Source organism: Pseudarthrobacter lactosi (assembly GCF_055412785.1).
In genome coordinates this window covers 17947-37442 of sequence record NZ_JBVAYS010000002.1, presented here as the reverse complement: position 1 = coordinate 37442, position 19496 = coordinate 17947, and the positions used below count along the sequence as shown (strand labels likewise).

The following is a 19496-nucleotide window of genomic DNA, read 5'->3' as shown; positions in this document are numbered from 1 at the left end:
AACCATCAATTCCCAGCGTTCAGCCCTTCCCGGCAATCACGCGTGACTCCCGCCGGTACTATGGCTTCGGCTGACTTCTGCCCCATCAGTGGCGACCCTTAAGGCCGCACCGCTCCACCCGGTAAACCGGATGACGCACTGGGACAGACCTCCCCAGATAAGAACATTCACTTTCCCCCTGCCGCCGCCGCATTTACACACTGACCGTTTCGGTGGAACGGGCTTCACCATCTGTTGCTGGCTTACCCCGACCAACATGCCTTCTATGCGGTTCGTGTCCCTCGGTGCAGGGATTTGCCTCCGGCTTCCTTCCCACCCCACCTCACGATGACGCAGTTGCCATTGGCTAGAAGTTAAACCACCTTCTCCTTCAGAGGACTTCCACCTCCAAGCGAATGCCCATGCTGGGCGTACAACAAATGCGGCCCCCTCCAGTGGAGGGGGCCGCATTATGGTTTGCGCGGAACGTAGTCCGGGGGTTGGGGACTAGAAGCCGCCCATACCGCCCATACCGCCCATGTCGTCGCCGCCACCCATGGCCGGAGCGTTCTTCTCCGGCTTGTCAGCCACAACGGCCTCGGTGGTGAGGAACAGACCGGCAATGGAAGCCGCGTTCTGCAGGGCAGAGCGGGTTACCTTTACCGGGTCGTTGATGCCGGCAGCCAGCAGGTCGACGTATTCGCCGGTTGCTGCGTTCAGGCCGTGGCCTGCAGGCAGGCCGCGGACCTTGTCGACAACAACGCCAGGCTCGAGGCCGGCGTTGAAAGCGATCTGCTTCAGCGGGGCGTCGATGGCAACGCGGACGATGTTCGCACCGGTTGCTTCGTCACCTGTGAGGTTCAGGTTCGCGAACGCCTTGGCGCCGGCCTGGATCAGTGCAACGCCGCCGCCGGCGACGATGCCCTCTTCAACAGCAGCCTTCGCGTTGCGGACAGCGTCCTCAATGCGGTGCTTGCGTTCCTTGAGCTCAACTTCGGTTGCGGCACCGGCCTTGATGACTGCAACGCCGCCGGCCAGCTTGGCCAGGCGTTCCTGCAGCTTCTCGCGGTCGTAGTCCGAATCGGAGTTTTCGATCTCGGCACGGATCTGGGAAACGCGGCCAGCGATCTGGTCGGCGTCGCCGGCACCTTCAACGATGGTGGTCTCATCCTTGGTGACAACAACCTTGCGGGCGCGTCCCAGGAGTTCCAGACCGGCGGTCTCCAGCTTGAGTCCGACTTCCTCGGCGATGACCTGGCCACCGGTGAGTACAGCGATGTCGGCCAGCTGGGCCTTGCGGCGGTCGCCGAAGCCCGGAGCCTTGACGGCAACAGACTTGAAGGTGCCACGGATCTTGTTGACGATCAGGGTGGCCAGGGCCTCGCCCTCGATGTCCTCGGCAATGATCAGCAGCGGCTTGTTGGACTGCATGACCTTTTCCAGGACAGCAACCAGTTCCTTGACGTTGGAGATCTTGGAGTTCACGATCAGGATGTACGGGTCCTCAAGGACCGTTTCCTGGCGCTCAGTATCGGTTACGAAGTAAGCGGAGATGTAACCCTTGTCGAAGCGCATGCCTTCGGTGAGCTCGAGCTCCAGGCCGAAGGTGTTGGACTCCTCGACGGTGATGACGCCTTCTTTGCCCACCTTGTCGAGGGCTTCAGCGATCAGGGCGCCAATTTCGTCGTCACCGGCAGAGATGGAGGCAGTAGCCGCAATCTCTTCCTTGGTTTCGATTTCCTTGGCGGAGGCCAGCAGCTCAACCGTGACGGCCGCTACGGCCTTCTCGATACCGCGCTTGAGGGACAGCGGGTCAGCGCCGGCCGCGACGTTGCGCAGGCCTTCCTTGACCAGGGCCTGCGCCAGCACGGTAGCCGTGGTGGTGCCGTCGCCAGCGACGTCATCCGTCTTCTTGGCAACTTCCTTGACCAGCTCGGCGCCGATCTTTTCGTAAGGGTCGTCCAGCTCGATCTCCTTGGCGATGGAAACACCATCGTTGGTGATCGTGGGGGCGCCCCACTTCTTTTCGAGGACGACGTTGCGTCCACGCGGGCCGAGGGTGACCTTGACGGCGTCGGCGAGGATGTTCAGGCCCCGCTCAAGACCGCGGCGTGCCTCTTCATCAAATGCAATGATCTTGGCCATAACGGCAGTAGTCCTTTCGGGACAGTCGTTAAGAATGAACCTCACTGCAGTGCCCGCGACGGACGATCCTTCACCGGCGGCCTCTGTATGCCGCGGCTGGGGATCTCACTCCAGCTAGGTATTTCTCTCGCTCCACGACCGCCGCCAAGCTTCGCTGCCGGAAAACCGGACGTTGCTTTAGCAGTCGGTGCGTAAGAGTGCTAACTCAATAATTAGCACTCCCTAGGTGAGAGTGCAAGCGAAAGACCTCGCACATCGCGCCGTCACAGCGGACCGTTCGCCACCGGCGATCAGCTTGCGGCCCGGCCTGCAGTCTCACGGCCGGTGAGCACCGCCCTGTTGTCTGCGCCGTAGGTGAACACCATGTAATTGGCCGTCGTGATGTCACCGTTGGCGTCGAAGGCAACCGGCCCCGATTCGCCGTCGTAATTAATTCCCGCCCCGGTTTTCAGGACCGTGAGGCACTCGGAGTAGGACAGGCACGGTTTGGTGGCCGGCCCAGAGGCCTGCGCGGCGGGCTGCCCGCCTGCTGTCCCGCCGGACACGGCGATCAGGTTGGCGGCGATGGAGCGGCCGGCGTCGTCGTCAGCCTTCGCTGCCGCCAGGGCCGCGAGGTTCACGGCGTCGTAGGTCTCTGCTGCGAACGAAAGGTCTTTGAGTGCAGGGTTGACCGCCACGAGACGGGCTTGGAAGTCCGCGGACGGCAACAGACCCGGTGCCACGGCACGGGCGCCGTCGAGGGCTTTGGATCCCAGCCCCGAACCGTACTGGGCGAAGGCGCCGTCGCTCAGGATGATGCTCTTGCCCGAGAGCCCTGCGTTGTTGAGCTCTGCGAGGGCGCCCTGGGCGTCGTCCCTGGCGATCAGCACTACCGCGTCCGGCGTGGCGGCCTTGGCAGCGGCAGCCGCGTTTCCGGCGTCGCCGGGCTTGAAGGCGGTGGTGGAGACGGTGTCCAGGCCGGCGTTCTTGGCGGCGCTGGCCACCGCGGCGGCTACGTCTTTTCCGTAGCTGGAGTCCTGATGGACCACGGCAAGGCTCTTGGCGCCGCCGTCCTTGGCAAGCTTCACCAGCACCGATGCCTGGGCGACGTCCGCAGCCGCCGTCCTGAAGTAATAGCCGCCGCTCTTGTAGCGGGACAGGCCGGCAGCGGAGTTGGCCGGCGAGACCAGCGGGACGCGCGCAGCCGAGAGGACGTCGATGGCGGCGGCGGCGTGGCTCGAATCGGTCGGTCCGATCACCGCATCAACTTTGGCTGAGGCAAGATTTCTGGCCTGGGCTTCGGCGCCATCGCCGGCGCCCACCACCAGATCAACAGGCCTGCCTTTGTGACCTCCGGCCGCATTGATTTCCTTGATGGCCAGTTGGGCCGCAGCGAGCTGCGAGTCGTTGAGGAAGGCCTGCTTCCCTGCGCTGTCCTGGATCAGCCCGATGCGCAGCGTGCCGTCGCCGGATGCTTCAGCGGATTCAACGCGGACGTTGCCGCCTGCCACGCCGCAGCCAGCCAGGGCCAGCAGGAGTGCCGCTCCTGTAGTTGTGCGGATGATTGTTGAGCTCAAGCTGCGGGAAATCACTGAGCGGGCCGGACGTTTTCTGCCTGGGGGCCTTTCTCGCCTTCGCCAACCTCAAGTTCGACGCGCTGGCCTTCATCCAGGGCCCGGTAACCTTCGCCTTCAATGGCCGACCAGTGCACAAAGACATCGTCCCCGGAGCCGTCCACCGTAATAAAGCCGTAGCCCTTTTCGGCGTTGAACCACTTAACCGTTCCCAATGCCATGATGTCCGCTCTTTTCCGTCGTGCCGTCGGTCCCCGTCGGAATTGTGCCGCTTGTTACGGACCGAAGCCTGAAATCACTCTATCGACAAGCCATCCGGCGGGCCGAGCCACACGGCCGCTCCGGTGCCCAAAAGTTATTCAGGCGTGACCGCGAGGCGCTACTGGTAGCCCGGCCCCAAGACAACAACCAAGGGCACCTGGAATTCCTGGGTCTCCACCATCGTGGGAATGTTCAGGAGTTTGGAGACTGCTTCTGCGTTGGCTTTCTGCGCCGGGCCTGCATAGAAGATTGCCGATGCCTTCTGCGGAGCGCCGCCCCAGTTTCCTACCTGGCCCAGCGTCCAGCCATCGGTCTGGACCATCGAGCTGATGCGTCCGGCGAGCCCGGCCGTGCCGGCCGCGTTGTAGATGGCAACGCCCTGGGTCTTGTCCAGCACCGCCGCGGAGGGAACGTTTGTGGGCGAAGCGCTGGGCTCGGCGTCCGGGCTCTTAGAGGGTTCCGGGTCCGCGGAAGATTCAGCGGTGACTGACGGAGCCGCGCTTGCCTCGGGCGCTGCTGTTGATTCCAGGCTGGTGGAGGCTTCGCTGCCGGCCTGGGTGAACCCGAGCTTGGGAAGGATCAGGAAGGACACCACTCCGATGGCCAATGCCACAATCCCCACAGCAAGGATGGGCCACAGCTTGCGGCGGGCAGGCCCCGAGGCCGCACGGTGGACGCCCTGCCGCGAGGCGGACTCCGGAACCTTGTCGAATTCATCCCGAGCGTATTTGGTCATGGTGGGGAGACGTCCTTGTTGATTGCTGCTGATGGCTCAGCACGAGCGTGGTCAGGCGTCGGAACCCAGGCGTCGTGCAGTGCGTGCCCGGTGACGCGACGTACGTAGTCTACGCAATCTCTTAACCAGCATGGGGTCGTGGGCCAGTGCGGCCTCGGTGTCAATGAGGGCGTTGAGCAGCTGGTAGTAGTGGGTCGCGGACAGGTCGAACAGCTCCCTGATGGCCTGTTCCTTGGCCCCCGCGTACTTCCACCATTGCCGCTCCAGTGCCAGCATCTGCTGGTCGCGCTCGATCAAAGCTGAGTCACGGAGCGTAAAATCCGCCAGCAAAGAGCTGCGCTCCTCTGGCTCCGGCACGTGCTCCCGAGCAGGTTCCGCCACGGCACACCCCTTCGCTGGTCTTGCTGAATCACCGGTTGGGTTTCAAAATCTCCTCCCCATGTTACGGCGTGAATAACACCGATGTCATTTGCGCCCCGGCTGGAGTGGCCGGTAACCCTGCGAGAATGGGAGCGTGTTTGATTCTGACGCGCTGTTCGAACTGACGGCGGACCCGGCGGAGGACGTTGGCTTCGCAGAGATGGCCGCTTTGCCGCTCGGTGAGCTGATGGCGGCTGACTGGGCGGAGGCGCTGGGGCCGGTTGAGGCTGAGCTGCGCGGTGTCCTGAACTTCCTGGCCACCGAAGTTGCCGCGGGGCACCAGGTGCTGCCGGCGCCGTCGAACGTTCTGCGCGCGTTCCGGCAGCCGCTGGCTGGCGTCAAAGTCCTGGTAGTGGGCCAGGACCCCTACCCGACGCCGGGCCACGCGATCGGCCTGTCCTTCGCCGTTGACGGGCGGACCCGCCCCATCCCGCGGAGCCTGGCGAATATCTACCGCGAGCTGGAGGCCGATCTTGGCCTTCCCGCGCGCGTCCACGGCGACCTGTCCGCCTGGGCCGGCCAAGGGGTCCTGCTGCTGAACCGGGTCATGAGCGTCCGTGCCGGGGCTGCCGGCTCCCACCGGGGCAAAGGCTGGGAAGCCATCACGACGGCGGCAGTCACCGCGGTGGCCAGCCGGCGCACCTCCGACGGCGGGCCGGCGCCGTTGGTGGCGGTGCTGTGGGGCAAGGACGCGGAGAGTGTCCGGCCCCTTCTGTCCGATGCGGCGGTTGTGTCCAGCGCCCACCCCAGCCCCTTGTCGGCGTCGCGCGGATTCTTCGGCTCCCACCCCTTCAGCACCATCAACCGGCTGCTGCAGGACCAGGGCTGCCCTGGCGTAACCTGGGAACTCCCCCCGGTCCCTTAGCTTAGGGTTACCTTATGAGCACTGTTCCGGCCGCCACCAGCGCCACAAAAAATACACGTCCGCAGATCGATCTCACGGTCATTCGGCGGGAACAACTCTCGCCCCACATGGTCAGGATCGTGGCCGGCGGCAAGGGTTTTGCCGCCTACGTGAACAACAGTTTCGTGGACCGCTACGTCAAGATTGTCTTCCCGCAGCCCGGCGTTGACTATGCCCGGCCTTTGGACCTGTGGACCATCCGCGAAACCATGCCCCGCGAGCAGTGGCCCTTCACCCGCACGTACACGGTCCGCTGGGTGGACCTCGAGGCGCAGGAACTCGCCATCGATTTTGTGATCCACGGCGACGAGGGGCTGGCCGGTCCGTGGGCGGCTGCTGCCAGGCCTGGCGACACCTTCACCTTCACCGGGCCGGGCGGTGCCTACAACCCGGCGCCCGACGCTGACTGGTACCTCTTTGCCGGCGATGAAGCCGCACTTCCGGCGATCGCCGCCGCCATCGAATCGTTGCCCGCTGAAGCGGCCGGCCTGGCATTTATCGAGGTGGACAGCGACGCCGACATCCAGCCCGTCGCGTCCCCGGCGGGGGTCCAGGTGACCTGGCTGCGCCGCAACGGCGCGCCGGCCGGCGTCGGGGACCTCCTGATCTCAGCGGTGGCTGGCGCCGAGTGGCCCGCTGGGCGGGTCGACGTTTTCGCCCACGGCGAGCGTGGCTACATGAAGGGTCTGCGGGAGGTGCTCTTCGCCCAGCGCGGCCTTGAACGGAGCCAGGTTTCGCTGTCCGGCTACTGGGCCCAGGGCCGGGTGGAGGACGACTTCCAGGCCGAGAAGAAACTCCCCGTAGGGAAGATCTGAGCAGGCAAGAGCTGACTAGGGAAGATCTGGGCAGGGAAGAGCTGACCGAAATTTTCCGACGCCGGCGCTAGCTAGCGGCGGCGCGCGCGCCGCCGCTCATTGCTGGCCAGGCTGCGCGTCAACGGCCGGGCCAGGGTGTCGCCGAGGACAATGCCGGCCGCAGTTCCCAGGACTATCGCGCCGGCATTGAGCATGCCGCCAGCGCCGAGGAGGACATCGGCTTCCTCGATGGTCAGCACATACATGGACCGGAAAATGGTCAGCCCGGGCAGCAGGATCAGGGCGGCCGGGACGGCCACCACCAGCTGGGGTGCGCCCATCTTCAGCGCCACCACCCGCGCCAGCAGCCCAATGACGACCGCGGCGAGCGCCGGGGAGAACCGGTCACCGACGCCGAGGGACCCGGCACCCAGAAGCACAAAATAGCCCACCACGCCCACGCCCGCGGTAGGCAGCAGCAACTCCCACGATGTCTGCTCCGTCACGCCGATGGCCATCACTGCCACGGCGATAAAGATCACCAGAACCCAGAGGTCGTAGGCAGGCGGGAACGTCTCCGTGACACTGATCGGCTCCATCCCGGTCATCGAACCCATCACAAAGGCCACCGCGATCCCGGCCACAATCGCGCCGAACGTCAGCAACGTGGACAGGAACCGGCCCGCTGCGGTCACAGGGAAGCCGTTGATGGCGTCCTGGACCGAGGATACGAGGCGTCCGGTGGGCAGGAGCAGGAGGATGCCTCCCACCACCACAATCGCCGGCGCATTGGTGAGCTCAAACCGCCACAACAGCAACGCGGTGAGCGTAACAGCGAAGGCGCATGCCGCCGTCGTGAAGAAGTCCGGAACCCGCCACCGGCCCAACTGGCGGGCGAGCAGGCTGACGCCGATGTTGGCAACGAAGGCGATGCCCGAGGACACCGGCCCTCCGCCGAGCACGCCCACAAAGACTGCCGCGAACACGCCGAAGGCTACGGTGACCATCCAGCGTGGGAACGGTTTGGGGCTGGTGATGGCCTCGTCCAGCCGGCGGATCGCCTCATCGCGGCCCACTCCTCCGGCCACGATGTCCGTGACCAGCCTGTGTACTTTGGCCAGCCCGGCATAGTTGTTTGTCCAGGACCGCACTACGCGAAGCAGCGCGATGGGCGTCTGGTCCTTGGGCGCGTAGTTGATGCCCACCGACTGGTTGGTGATGTCCACTTCGATGTTTTTCAGCCCCAGCGCCGCGGTGACGGCAATGATGCTCGTCTCCACTTCCAAGGCGCCTGCGCCGTACCGGAACATGGTCTCGGCCAGGTGAAGGGCAAAGTCCAGGGTCTTGCGTGCGGAAGTGTCCACGCCGCTCACCTGGATCATGGGGTTGGCGTAGGGGCTTCCGGCGAGCCTGTCCACAATGCTCATCGGCGCCGTCGGCGGGTTCTCCCCCCGGACCAGTCGCCGCAGCATCTTCTTGGCCGCAGCGTCCTGGCGGAGCTGGGACGCTGTAAGCGGCTCTGTTTTGGGCAAGGCGTTGGTGGGAGGCCTGCTCCGGGGGTTTTCAGGTCGATCGGTCACCTTGGTGCTGATCCCTCTCTTGCACTTCGTGGGTTGGTGTTAGGCCTGGCGTTTCAGCGGCAGTTTGCCCAGCAGGGTGCGGGCTGCAGCGATGGCAGCACGGACCAGGCGGTTGGCCTGGAAGGCTACCCGCCGCACAGGCGTCACGAAGTCCCCCAGCAGCTGGACCACATCGCCGCCGAAGCCCTTCTTGAACTCGTAACCGCCATGGCCTTCCTCGTCCTGCCCTTGGATGCCGAAGGTGCCGTAGAAGTTGTAGCGCGAGTAGCCCTTGTCCAGGGCATGCAGCAGCATCCCCCAATACAGCGAGGTGGCGCCGTTGAAGTAGATGTAGTCCTGCTTGGTGCCACCAATGACGCAGACCACCTCGTCACCGAAACAGACGAAGTGGATGGCGGCCACCGTTGCCACTCCTACCGAGTCCGGGAACCGCTCGATGTCCTTGAGGCTGCGCTCGTAGCTGTCCACGAGGTCCTGGACCACCTTGAGCCGGTTGGCTTTCTTTTTGCTGCCGGTCTCTTCGACCTCACGGCGCAGTTCGGCGGCGGACGCGGTTTCCGCTTCCAAACGTTCGGTGATGGACTTCCGGTATGCGGGGATGTCGATCTTGGCCATCATGAGTTTCGTGAACTCGGCCGAGGTGGTCCGCAGGAGCTGTTCGTAGTATTCGCGTTCCCGGTAGAAGAAGCCCTTTTCGTCACCGGCGGTACTCAGCGCGTCGTAGAACTCGTCAAGGGTCTCCAAGGTGGCCTGTTCAAGGAACACGCCGTTCTTTTCAGCCTTGCGGATGGCCTTCCGGGTCCGGTAGCTGGTGCCCATGATGAGCTCCTCGGCGTCTTTGATGCCGTCGAGTTGCTTGATGAACATCCAGTTGACGTTGGCGAAGTTCATGTCCGAGCCCTGGTGTTCAAGACCCAGGGCCGCCAGGTCCGCCACCAGCGGCCTGTTGTCCACGACCTCGGGGTGTTCGGCGCCGTCGGCGTCGCGGGCGATGTAGGTCAGGTTCGGGGAAATCCGCAGTTCGGCTGCATTGCGTTCCGCGGCACGTTCCTTGAGGAGCCCGACGACGTCACGCACCAGGGCGGCGTCCGTGTAGTCCAGGAGGGGGCCCTTGGCGCACTCGCACACCTTGTAGCCCCAGCGGTTGGTGGTGTAGTTCAGCTTCCCGGCGGCGACCAGATCGCCGTCGCGCCTGACACCGAACAGTTCCACCGCCTGGCCGCGGGCGCGCTGGAAGCGGGTGAAGTCAGCGGACTGGATGAAGTTGTTTTGCGCGTGCTTGAGGGAGAAGGACTCAAACTCGGCATCGCTGAGGACGCTGAGCTCGAGGCCGGCTCCGGCCTTGGTGGGATTCACAGAAGTAACCTCATCTATGGCCGCGCTGCCGCCTGGGGCAGACGCTGGCCTTCGTGGTGTGGATGGTGAGCGTGGCTGGCGGGCTGTCAGTAGAACTGCTGGCCGGTGCGTGCGGTTTCGAGCCGGCGGAAGATCCGTTCCGCACCCTTGACCCACAGGGCATGTTTGACGGGCGACAGCACGTAGTCGTAGCAGCCGACGAAGTCCGTGACCGTCTTCGTGAAGCTGGTCTTGAACATGCCCATGCCGTACAGGTGGTGGGTCTTGTCCTTGATCAGGGCGGACGGCGGTGTGCCGCAGAAGTCGTACTCGGTACAGCCGAGTTCCTGCATTCTCCGGATGGCCTGCCACTGGACCAGGTGCGAATCGCCGTACTGCTTCCTGTTCTGGGTGGAGCCGCCGTCCTTGTAGGTCGCCTTGGATCCGTAGTTGATCACAAAGGCGCCCACGCTGGGTTTGCCGTCCTCATAAACAAAGAAGAAGCTGCCTTGGCCGCGGGTGCAGAATTCGTCCCAGAACCGTGTGTAGTACTCGAGGCTGCGCAACGGCATGGAGCCCTTGGCGTTGACGGTGTCCGCCATCAGGTCATACAGCGCCCGGTACGTTTCCGGACCCGGCTCCGGCTGCACCACTGCGCAGCCTTCGCGCTCTGCCCGGCGGATCGCGTTGCGGGCGCGGGAGGAGATGGACCGGAAGACCTGGTTCTCCGGTGCAGCGATGTCCAGCAACGCGGTGGAGTCATTGGATTGGATGTTCGGGGCCTTCACCAGGCCGGCGGCGGCGAGCCGCGCCCCGGCTTCCGGGGTGGACACAACGTCAGGTTCGATCTTGATGGTGAAGACGTTGAGCTTCCGGCTCCGGGCAAATGCAGCGCACGCGTCCAACACCGGCTTGAGGTCCTCGACGCCACCCAGGTCAGGGCCCTTGATCAGGTACCACAGGCGGCCCAGCACAGGGAATTTTTTCTCCAGCACCAGGTTGTAGCTGGCGGTCCCGGCAGACTCCAGGACCAGGAAGCGGGCGGCCCAGCCTCTGCCGTTCTTCACGGACGCGTAGGCGGCGGACTGCAGCATGTTGCCGCCGTTCGGGTTGGCCGTGACGTGCTTGTCCCAGTTCTCAATTTCCTCCGCTGTGGCAAAGCGGGCGGTGAATTCTCGCAAGGCGGACGTGTCCAATCTCAGGGGTTGCGTAGCCACAAGTCTAAAGCCTCCGGTCACGGCGGCAGGTCCCCGGCATCCGCTGGGCCCACGCCGTCAGGGTTCCCTGGCCGAGCTTGCGAGGCTAGGGGGACGGTGGGGAGCATGCTGCCGGATACCGTAGACCACCGAGGGCCGGCGGGACGGGGTTTTCGAAAGCGTGCGTCAGAGCGACGAAGGAGCAGCACGCGTGAAAAGCCCGGCTTGCCGGGTCCGGGCCCGGACCCTAGTCTTCGAACTCCGACAGCGGCGGGCAGGAGCAGATGAGGTTGCGGTCTCCGGCTGCGCCGTCGATGCGGCCGACGGGCGGGAAGTACTTGTCCTGCTTGAGCGAGGCGAGGGGGAAGGCGGCCTGCTCGCGCGGGTACTCGCGGTTCCAATCGGAAGATACGACGGCGGACGCGGTGTGGGGTGCGTGGCGCAGCGGGCTGTTCTCCACGCTGAAGTCACCGTTGGCCACCTGGTCGATTTCCTTGCGGATGGTGATCATCGCATCGATGAACCGGTCGATCTCCACGAGGTCCTCGGACTCCGTCGGTTCCACCATCAACGTGCCGGCCACCGGGAACGCCAGCGTGGGGGCGTGGAACCCGTAGTCGATCAGGCGCTTGGCCACGTCTTCCGCGGTGACGCCGGTCCTGGCCGTCAGCTCGCGCAGGTCCAGGATGCACTCGTGCGCCACGAGTCCGCCTTCACCGGTGTAGAGGACAGGGAAGTACTTGTTCAGCCGCGCCGCAACGTAGTTCGCCGCCAGCAGTGCCGACTTCGTCGCCTCGGTCAGGCCTTCGGCGCCCATGAGCTTCACGTACGCCCAGGAGATCGGCAGGACGCCTGCGGAGCCGTAGTTGGAGGCGCTGATGGCCACGCCGTGGCCGGCTTCGTGGGCTGCCTTGTTGGCGTCACCGGGCATAAAGGGTGCCAGGTGGGCCTTCGCTGCGACCGGGCCAACACCGGGTCCGCCGCCGCCGTGCGGGATGCAGAAGGTCTTGTGCAGGTTCAGGTGCGAGACGTCGCCGCCGAACTTGCCCGGCTGTGCCAGGCCCACGAGGGCGTTGAGGTTGGCGCCGTCCACGTAGACCTGGCCGCCGGCCGCGTGCACGGCGTCGCAGATTTCGGTCACGTCCGCGTCGTAGACACCGTGCGTGGAGGGGTAGGTGATCATGATGGCCGAGAGGACGTCCTTGTTCGCCTCGATCTTGGCGTTCAGGTCCTTGTGGTCGATGCTGCCGTCCGCAGCGGTAGCGACAACAACCACCTTCATGCCGGCCAGGACGGCGGAGGCGGCGTTGGTGCCGTGGGCCGAGGCCGGGATCAGGCAGACCGTGCGCTGGTCATCGCCGCGGGAGAGGTGGTAGCCGCGGATCGCCAGCAGGCCCGCGAGCTCGCCCTGGGAACCGGCGTTCGGCTGCAGGGACACCTGGTCGTAGCCGGTGATTTCCGCGAGGTCAGACTCCAGCCCGCCGATAAGTTCGCGCCAGCCTACGGTCTGTGAGTCCGGGGCGAACGGGTGGATCGAGGCGAACTCCGGCCAGGAAATGGCTTCCATCTCCGCGGTGGCGTTCAGCTTCATGGTGCACGAACCCAGCGGGATCATGGTCCGGTCCAGCGCAAGGTCCCGATCCGAAAGCCTGCGGATGTAGCGCAGCAGCTGGGTCTCGGAACGGTGCGTGTTGAACACCGGATGCTGCAAGTACTCGGAGGATCGTTCGACGGCGGTATCCAGTGCAAACTGGGTGTCTGTGCCGGCGGCCAAGTCCACCACGGCGGCGCCGAAGACGTCCAGGACACCGGCGACGATGGCCGGGGTTGTGGTTTCGTCGGCCGAGACGCCGATGGTGTCGCCGTCGATGTGGCGCAGGTTGATGCCCTTGGCTTCGGCGGCGGCCACAAGAGCCGCGGCCTTGCTGGGCACGGAAACCGTGACGGTATCAAAGAAGCATGTGTGCAGGACGTCCAGGCCGGCCGCCTTCAGCGATGCGGCGATGGTTGCAGCGTGGCTGTGGGTGGTCTCGGCGATTGCCTTGAGGCCGTCGGCGCCGTGGTAAACGGCGTAGAAGGAGGAAACGATGGCCAGCAGCGCCTGCGCGGTGCAGATATTGGACGTGGCCTTCTCCCGGCGGATGTGCTGCTCACGGGTCTGCAGCGCCAGACGGTACGCGGGGACACCGGCGTTGTCCTTCGAGACACCGACCAGGCGGCCCGGCATGGACCGCTCCAGGCCCTTCGCCACCGCCATGTACGCCGCGTGCGGGCCGCCGAAGAACAGCGGCACCCCGAAACGCTGGGTGGAGCCGACGGCGATATCCGCGCCCTGCTCCCCAGGAGGGGTGATCAGCGTCAACGCCAACAGGTCAGCAGCAACCGTCACCAGCGCGCCGCGCTCCTTCGCAGCCGCGATGATGTCGGCGTGGTTGAAGACCCGACCGGACACGCCGGGCTGCTGCAGGACGATGCCGTTGATAACGCCCTCGGGCAGGCCCGTGGACAGGTCAGCGACCTCCACCTCAAACCCGAGCGCCTCGGCCCGGCCCTTGACGATCGCGATGGTCTGCGGCAGGCAATCGGCATCCAGGACCGTCTTGCCGTCCCGGGCGTCCTTGTTCTTGTTGGCCCGGCGCATCATCAGCACCGCCTCGGCCACGGCGGTGGCTTCATCCAGCAGCGAGGCGTTCGCGATGGGCAGGCCCACGAGATCCTGGACCATGGTCTGGAAATTCAGGAGCGCCTCGAGCCGGCCCTGCGAGATTTCGGGCTGGTACGGGGTGTACGCGGTGTACCAGGCCGGGGCTTCGAGGATGTTCCGGCGGATCACCGCGGGCGTCACGGTGTCGTAATAGCCCTGGCCGATCATCTGCACGGCCGTCTTGTTCTTCGCCGCAAGCTTCCGGAGTTCGGCAAGGACCTCAACCTCACTCAGGGCGTCCTTGAGGGCCAGCGGCTGGGCCTGGCGGATGGAGTCGGGAACGGCGGTGTCCACCAGTGCGTCCACAGTGCCGTAGCCCACAGCCTTGAGCATGGAGTCGATATCGGCCTGGCGGCGGGCGCCAATATGCCGGTCAACGAAAGTGGCCGAGGCCGAATTAACACTCACAAGGAACTCCATTACTAAGGCGGCGCAAGGTACGCCACATCGACTCGGGTTCCTCCCCGCTCTGTCTGGGACCTGAGAGTTTCCGCGCAGCCTGCTTCCGCTAGGCTGCGCTTGCACCGTCGGTGGGCACAGCGGTCCTGACATTCCGGAGTGATCCGGGACGCTTCAGGCGTACGGCCTGCCACTTTCCAGAGTTGCCTGGCCGCGGCGGTACGTGGGCCTGAGAGATTCCTGGGGAGGATTTGCTCCTACGGCGCCTGTTGCACCTACTAACAGAACTCTCCCGCCGCAGATCAAAGGCATATTCAGATGTCGTGCCGGCCACAGATGGCCGCCACGAGGTCCAATTCTCCTACGCCCCGCGCCGCCGGGCAAATGGGGTCGTCAGGTTCAGCCGCGCAGCCGCTCCACGGCGGCGAGAAGCTCCTCGACGTCTCCATGGCGGCCCCGGCCGTCCCCGGTGGTGCCGCTTTCCCACATGGCGTTGAAATACAACCCGTCCCCCATATACAGCACGGCTTTCGCCATGGCCGGACCGACGTCGGCCGCGATCAGGTCCAACCACTGCTGCTGGATGGCGGCAAAGCGACGCCGGGCCTCTTCATGGGCCACTTCGGCCAGCCGCGTGGCGGCCACGAAAGAGCGGTCCATCGGCGTATCGGACCAGACCGAGGAACGGATGAAGTAGGTGGCTGCACCTTCGGCTGCTGCCGCCATCAGTGCCAGGTCCTCGGCGGCCAGTCGGTCCAACCGTTCCAGTACCGCAGCGATCAGCGCTTCCTTGTTGGGGAAATGGTAGAGCAATCCACCCTTGGACACGCCGGCCCGCTTGGCCACGGCGTCCAATGTGGCAGCCCGCTCCCCCACATCGATCAGGAGTTCTTCAAAAGCATCAAGGACTGCATCGCGTGCGACGGGATTTCTGGCCATGGCTTCAATCATGCCCGCTCCGGGTCCGGTTTCTTAACTATACCGTCTGGACGGTATAGTTATTACATGACGTTGTCCGCACAGTCCAACCAGACCACCCGAAGCACCTCCGCGACCGCAGCCGAGGTCCAGCCGTCAGGGCCCGCCAAGGCGCCCTGGCGCGACTGGCTCGCGCTGGCCCTGCTGATGTTTCCGGTGCTCCTGGTTGCGGTGGACAACACCGCGCTGACGTTTGCGCTTCCGGCCATCGCGAGCAGCTTGGAAACGACCGGAGTCCAGCTGCTGTGGATTGTGGACGCCTATCCCCTGGTACTTGCCGGATTGCTGGTTGCCATGGGCAGCCTGGGCGACCGGATCGGGCGCCGACGGCTGCTGCTGACCGGCAGCGTTGGATTCGCGGCGGTCTCAGCAGCAACAGCGTTTGCCCCCAGCGCGGAGTGGCTGATAGCCGGACGGGCGTCGCTGGGATTCTTCGGCGCCATGCTGATGCCCTCAACCCTGTCGCTGATCCGCAACATTTTTCCGGACCCGAACCGGCGCCGGCTGGCCGTAGCCATCTGGGCAGCCGGCTTCTCCGGCGGGGCCGCCCTGGGTCCCATCTTTGGGGGCTGGCTGGTGGAGCAGTTCTGGTGGGGCGCCATCCTGCTGGTCGCCGTGCCCATCATGCTGCCCCTGCTGGCGTTTGGTCCGGCGTTCATCCCGGAATCAAAGGATCCGCGGCCCGGACGGGTGGACGTGCCCAGCATCGCCCTGTCCCTGCTGGTTATGGTGCCCGTTGTGTACGGGATCAAGGAACTGGCGACAGAAGGTTTCGGGGCCGCTCCGTTGGGGCTTGTTGTCTTTGGCCTGGCCATGGGGGTCGTCTTTGTCCGCCGCCAGCACCGGCTGGCCAGCCCCCTGCTGGACATGTCCCTGTTCGGCAACCGGGTGTTCAGCACCGCCATCACGGCAAACGTGCTGGCCCTGTTTTCCTTCAACGGCTTCATTCTCTTCCTCGCACAGCACCTGCAGCTCCTGGACGGGATGACACCGTCGGCCGCCGGAATAGCAATGATCCCGGCCCTGGTGGCCACGGTGCTGGCCGGCCTGGCAGTGGTGCCGCTGGTCCGGAAAGTGCGTCCGGGCTTTGTGGTGGCGGGTGGCCTGGCACTGAGTGCCACCGGCTACGGAATCGCGGTCTTTGGTGATCACGGCTCCGGCCCGGCCCTCCTGCTGGCCGCGCTGCTGATCCTCGCACTGGGGGTGGGCACGGCGGAGACCATTTCCAATGACCTCATCCTGGGCTCCGTGCCAGCAGAGAAGTCAGGAGCGGCGGCCGCCATTTCGGAGACGGGCTATGAGGTGGGGTCCCTGCTGGGGACTGCAGTGCTGGGCTCCATCCTGACCGCTTCCTACCAGCGGAATCTCCTGCTGCCGGCCGGGGTGGAAGAAACGGCGTCAGGCACTGCCGTGCACCAGGCCGGCGAAACTTTGGCAGGCGCAGTGGAGCTGGCCACCAGCCTGCCTGCGCCGCTGGCTGAAGCGCTCCGCGGTGCAGCTCGCCTGGCGTTTGATTCGGGCGTCCACACCACTGCGGCAATTGCGCTGGTACTGATGGCGAGCGCGGCAGTCCTCGCCGCCGTCGTACTCCGGAAAGTTCCGACGGCGGACTAGGGCACCGCCGCCCGCAAGCCAGCGAGCGCACAAGGGCGCCCGGCGTCGGAAGTCATTCCGGCGCCGGGCGCTTGTGGCCTCACTATCGGCCGGAGCCTACTTGGCGTCAGGGGCGGTGACGCTGGCGGAGGCCTTCATGGTCTCGGCGTTCACCATCCACGCATACTGTTCCAGCTTGGCAATGAATTCGTGGAGCAGGTCCGCGGTAGTGGGATCCTCTTCGTCCACTTCGTCATGGACCTTGCGCATGGTGCCCACGGCAGCCTCAAGCGCAGCAACGATCCGCTCGATGGCGTCCTTGGTGTTGATGAGGCCTTCGGGGAACTGGGCCAGGCTGGTGGACTTTGCCACCGTGGCGCTGCGGCCGTCCGGCAGGGCGTGGAGGGCGCGCATCCGCTCGGCCAGATCATCCGCGAACTGCCGGGCGGCATCCACGATTTCGTCCAGCTGCAGGTGAAGGTCCCGGAAGTTGGTCCCCACAATGTTCCAGTGGGCCTGCTTGCCCTGGATGTGCAGCTCAATCAGGTCCGCAAGCACGGCCTGCAGATTGTTGGTCAGGGTCGGTGAAGCTTTCATGAATCCTCCTCGATTGGTCCAGTAGTCCCGACGCTATCAGCCACAGGATCGATCGCGCCGGGCCGGAAGCAAATTTCTCAGTGAGCTTACTAATCCGGCCGGAGTGTCACAAAAGAATGGGATTCATTTAAACCATTGCGCTAAAGCCGTCCGCCCTGCATACTAAATGAACGTCATTCATTTAGTGACGGTCGTCTCACTGGAAGTAAGCCCATGATTGAAATTTCCTGCCTCGACTCACCCGCCTCCCTGGCCCGGACAACGCCGTCCGACCGCCCAGCCCTTCGGGTGGGCGTCGTGCAGCACCGCTGGCATGCAGACACTGCCGTCCTGCAGGCCGAACTCGATGAAGGAATCGGCCGGGCCGCCCGGCTCGGTGCCTCGGTGGTGTTCCTGCCCGAACTCACCCTCTCGCGCTACCCCGCGGACAGCTGCCCCGAAAATGACACGCCCCGGCACGGAGCGTTGCAGCCCGGCGCCGTGCGGCCCGGCTCGGTGCGGCGCCGGCCGTCGGACACCGCTGAGGACCTGCTCACCGGACCCACCTTCCGCTTTGCCGCCGAATCGGCCCGCCGCCACGGGGTGGCAGTCCATGCCTCGCTGTACCAGCAGGTGCCCAACCCGGACGGCACGGACGACGGCCTGGGGCTGAACACCGCCATCCTGGTGTCCTCTGAGGGTGACCTGCTCGCCCGCACGCACAAGCTCCACATCCCGGTCACCGCCGGCTATTACGAAGACAAGTTCTTCCGCCAAGGGCCGGCCGCCGCTGACGCCTACGAGGTCCACGCGCCGGCAGAACTGGGCGGCGCCCGGCTGGGCATGCCCACCTGCTGGGACGAATGGTTCCCGGAAGTGGCCCGGCTTTACTCCCTCGGCGGCGCTGAGATCCTGGTCTACCCCACCGCCATCGGCTCAGAGCCGGACCACCCGGATTTCGACACCCAGCCGCTGTGGCAGCAGGTGATTGTGGGCAACGGCATCGCCAATGGCCTATTTATGGTGGCGCCCAACCGCTGGGGCAGCGAGGGAACGCTGAACTTCTACGGCTCCTCCTTTATCTCCGATCCGTACGGCCGGGTTCTCGTGCAGGCCCCGCGTGATGCCTCCGCGGTGCTGGTGGCAGACCTCGACCTGGACCAGCGCCGGGACTGGCTCACGCTCTTCCCGTTCCTGGCCACCCGCCGCCCGAACACCTACGGCCGGCTTACCGAACCGGTGCGCCGCGACCAACCGCTCGGCGGCGAACAGACTGTACTCCCGTCGTCGGCCATTAACACCGGGGTGACCGTATGAGCACGTGGCGCATGCCCGCCGAAACCGCGCCGCAGGAGCGGCTCTGGATGGCCTTTCCCACTGGCGGCTACACGCTGGGCGAGACGGAGGAAGATGCCCATGCTGCCCGTTCCGTCTGGGCAGCGGTGGCAAACGCCGCCGTCGAATTCGAGCCGGTCACCGTGGTGGTGGACCCCGACGACGTCGGCATCGCCTCGCGCTATCTGCACCCGAACGTCGAGGTACTGGCCGCCCCGCTCAACGATGCGTGGATGCGGGACATCGGGCCCACCTTCGTGTTGGACCAGGACGGAAGCCTCGGCGCCGTCGACTGGGTCTTCAACGGCTGGGGTGCCCAGGACTGGGCGCGCTGGGACAAAGACGCGCTGGTCGCCGGCGAAGTCTCCGGCCGCGCCGGCGCCAGGCATATTCTGTCCGCTCTGGTCAACGAAGGCGGCGGCATCCAGGTGGACGGTCAAGGAACCGTGCTGGTGACCGAAACCGTGCAGCTGGATCCGGGCCGCAACCCGGGACTCAGCCGCGCCGACGTCGAAGCCGAGCTTGCCCGGACAATCGGGGCCACCCACGTGGTCTGGCTCCCCCGCGGACTGGCCAGGGACTCGGAACGGTTCGGCACGCGCGGTCATGTGGACATCGTCGCCGCCATTCCCTCCCCCGGCACCCTGCTGGTGCACTCCCAGCAGGACCCCCGCCACCCGGACTTCCAGGTGAGCCGCGACATCATCGATCACCTCCGCACCACTAAGGACGCGGCCGGCCGGGAGTGGACCATCGTCGAAGTCCCTGCCCCGGAAGTGCTCTGGGATGACGAAGGTTTTGTCGACTACAGCTACATCAACCACGTCGTGGTCAACGGCGGCGTCATCGCCTGTACCTTCGGGGATCCCAACGATGACAAGGCGTTGCAGATCCTGGCGGAGGCCTACCCCGGCCGGCGGGTGGTCGGCATTGACGCCCGTGAGCTCTTCGCCCGCGGCGGCGGCATCCACTGCATCACCCAACAGCAGCCTGCTGCCTCGTAGAAAG

The 19496-nt window shown here is 65.3% G+C and carries 16 protein-coding genes and 2 riboswitches; of the genes, 5 read left to right on the top strand and 11 right to left on the bottom strand.

Annotated elements, in window-relative coordinates:
* Positions 1 to 486 precede the first annotated feature (486 nt).
* The 5 genes from groL to ACZY0Q_RS10070 all read right to left on the bottom strand — a co-directional run bounded on the left by groL (position 487) and on the right by ACZY0Q_RS10070 (position 5055).
* Positions 487 to 2124: a chaperonin GroEL gene (groL, locus tag ACZY0Q_RS10090; RefSeq protein ID WP_463916365.1), complete on the bottom strand. Its 1638-nt coding sequence runs from the start codon at positions 2122 to 2124 to the stop codon at positions 487 to 489.
* 290 nt (positions 2125 to 2414) lie between these two features.
* Positions 2415 to 3680, bottom strand: a complete 1266-nt coding sequence (locus ACZY0Q_RS10085; RefSeq protein WP_463916363.1) for an ABC transporter substrate-binding protein — start codon at positions 3678 to 3680, stop codon at positions 2415 to 2417.
* A gap of 11 nt (positions 3681 to 3691) precedes the next feature.
* Positions 3692 to 3898 carry a cold-shock protein gene (locus tag ACZY0Q_RS10080; RefSeq protein WP_141139551.1) on the bottom strand — a complete coding sequence of 69 codons (207 nt, stop codon included), beginning with the start codon at positions 3896 to 3898 and terminating at the stop codon, positions 3692 to 3694.
* Between the two features lie 158 nt (positions 3899 to 4056).
* Entirely contained in the window at positions 4057 to 4674 is a 618-nt protein-coding gene (locus tag ACZY0Q_RS10075) for a LytR C-terminal domain-containing protein (RefSeq protein WP_463916360.1), read from the bottom strand.
* Between the two features lie 51 nt (positions 4675 to 4725).
* Positions 4726 to 5055: a DUF3263 domain-containing protein gene (locus ACZY0Q_RS10070; protein WP_463916358.1), complete on the bottom strand. Its 330-nt coding sequence runs from the start codon at positions 5053 to 5055 to the stop codon at positions 4726 to 4728.
* 133 nt (positions 5056 to 5188) lie between these two features.
* Between ACZY0Q_RS10070 and ACZY0Q_RS10065 the strand changes: the two genes are divergently transcribed.
* Both ACZY0Q_RS10065 and ACZY0Q_RS10060 read left to right on the top strand, forming a co-directional pair.
* Positions 5189 to 5959 (top strand): uracil-DNA glycosylase, encoded by a 771-nt coding sequence (locus ACZY0Q_RS10065; protein WP_463916357.1) that lies wholly within the window; start codon positions 5189 to 5191, stop codon positions 5957 to 5959.
* A 14-nt stretch (positions 5960 to 5973) separates the two neighbouring features.
* Positions 5974 to 6813, top strand: a complete 840-nt coding sequence (locus tag ACZY0Q_RS10060) for a siderophore-interacting protein (RefSeq protein WP_463916355.1) — start codon at positions 5974 to 5976, stop codon at positions 6811 to 6813.
* Between the two features lie 71 nt (positions 6814 to 6884).
* On the opposite strand, the gene ACZY0Q_RS10055 is transcribed toward ACZY0Q_RS10060, so the two are convergent.
* From ACZY0Q_RS10055 to ACZY0Q_RS10035, 5 genes are all read right to left on the bottom strand, one after another.
* Entirely contained in the window at positions 6885 to 8372 is a 1488-nt protein-coding gene (locus ACZY0Q_RS10055) for a threonine/serine exporter family protein (RefSeq protein ID WP_463916352.1), read from the bottom strand.
* Positions 8373 to 8411: 39 nt separating this feature from the next.
* The gene (locus tag ACZY0Q_RS10050) at positions 8412 to 9728 is read right to left on the bottom strand and encodes a peptidoglycan bridge formation glycyltransferase FemA/FemB family protein (protein ID WP_463916350.1); all 1317 of its coding nucleotides are present in this window, start codon (positions 9726 to 9728) and stop codon (positions 8412 to 8414) included.
* Positions 9729 to 9814: 86 nt separating this feature from the next.
* On the bottom strand, positions 9815 to 10888 hold the full coding sequence (locus ACZY0Q_RS10045; protein ID WP_463916347.1) for a lipid II:glycine glycyltransferase FemX: 1074 nt from the start codon (positions 10886 to 10888) through the stop codon (positions 9815 to 9817).
* 262 nt (positions 10889 to 11150) lie between these two features.
* Entirely contained in the window at positions 11151 to 14015 is a 2865-nt protein-coding gene (gene gcvP / locus ACZY0Q_RS10040) for an aminomethyl-transferring glycine dehydrogenase (RefSeq protein ID WP_463916345.1), read from the bottom strand.
* A 51-nt stretch (positions 14016 to 14066) separates the two neighbouring features.
* A riboswitch (glycine riboswitch) is annotated at positions 14067 to 14212 on the bottom strand.
* A 1-nt stretch (position 14213) separates the two neighbouring features.
* A riboswitch (glycine riboswitch) is annotated at positions 14214 to 14311 on the bottom strand.
* Positions 14312 to 14405: 94 nt separating this feature from the next.
* On the bottom strand, positions 14406 to 14945 hold the full coding sequence (locus ACZY0Q_RS10035) for a TetR/AcrR family transcriptional regulator (protein ID WP_463917549.1): 540 nt from the start codon (positions 14943 to 14945) through the stop codon (positions 14406 to 14408).
* A gap of 66 nt (positions 14946 to 15011) precedes the next feature.
* Between ACZY0Q_RS10035 and ACZY0Q_RS10030 the strand changes: the two genes are divergently transcribed.
* Entirely contained in the window at positions 15012 to 16598 is a 1587-nt protein-coding gene (locus ACZY0Q_RS10030) for an MFS transporter (RefSeq protein ID WP_463916344.1), read from the top strand.
* Positions 16599 to 16694: 96 nt separating this feature from the next.
* Here the strand turns inward: ACZY0Q_RS10030 and ACZY0Q_RS10025 are convergent, their stop codons facing one another.
* On the bottom strand, positions 16695 to 17174 hold the full coding sequence (locus tag ACZY0Q_RS10025; protein WP_463916342.1) for a Dps family protein: 480 nt from the start codon (positions 17172 to 17174) through the stop codon (positions 16695 to 16697).
* Between the two features lie 213 nt (positions 17175 to 17387).
* Between ACZY0Q_RS10025 and ACZY0Q_RS10020 the strand changes: the two genes are divergently transcribed.
* Complete coding sequence (locus tag ACZY0Q_RS10020) at positions 17388 to 18470, top strand: nitrilase-related carbon-nitrogen hydrolase (RefSeq protein ID WP_463916341.1); 1083 nt, start codon at positions 17388 to 17390, stop codon at positions 18468 to 18470.
* Positions 18467 to 19492, top strand: coding sequence for an agmatine deiminase family protein (locus ACZY0Q_RS10015; RefSeq protein ID WP_463916340.1), 1026 nt, complete (start codon positions 18467 to 18469; stop codon positions 19490 to 19492). The genes ACZY0Q_RS10020 and ACZY0Q_RS10015 overlap by 4 nt, the downstream gene beginning before the upstream one ends.
* Positions 19493 to 19496 lie beyond the last annotated feature (4 nt).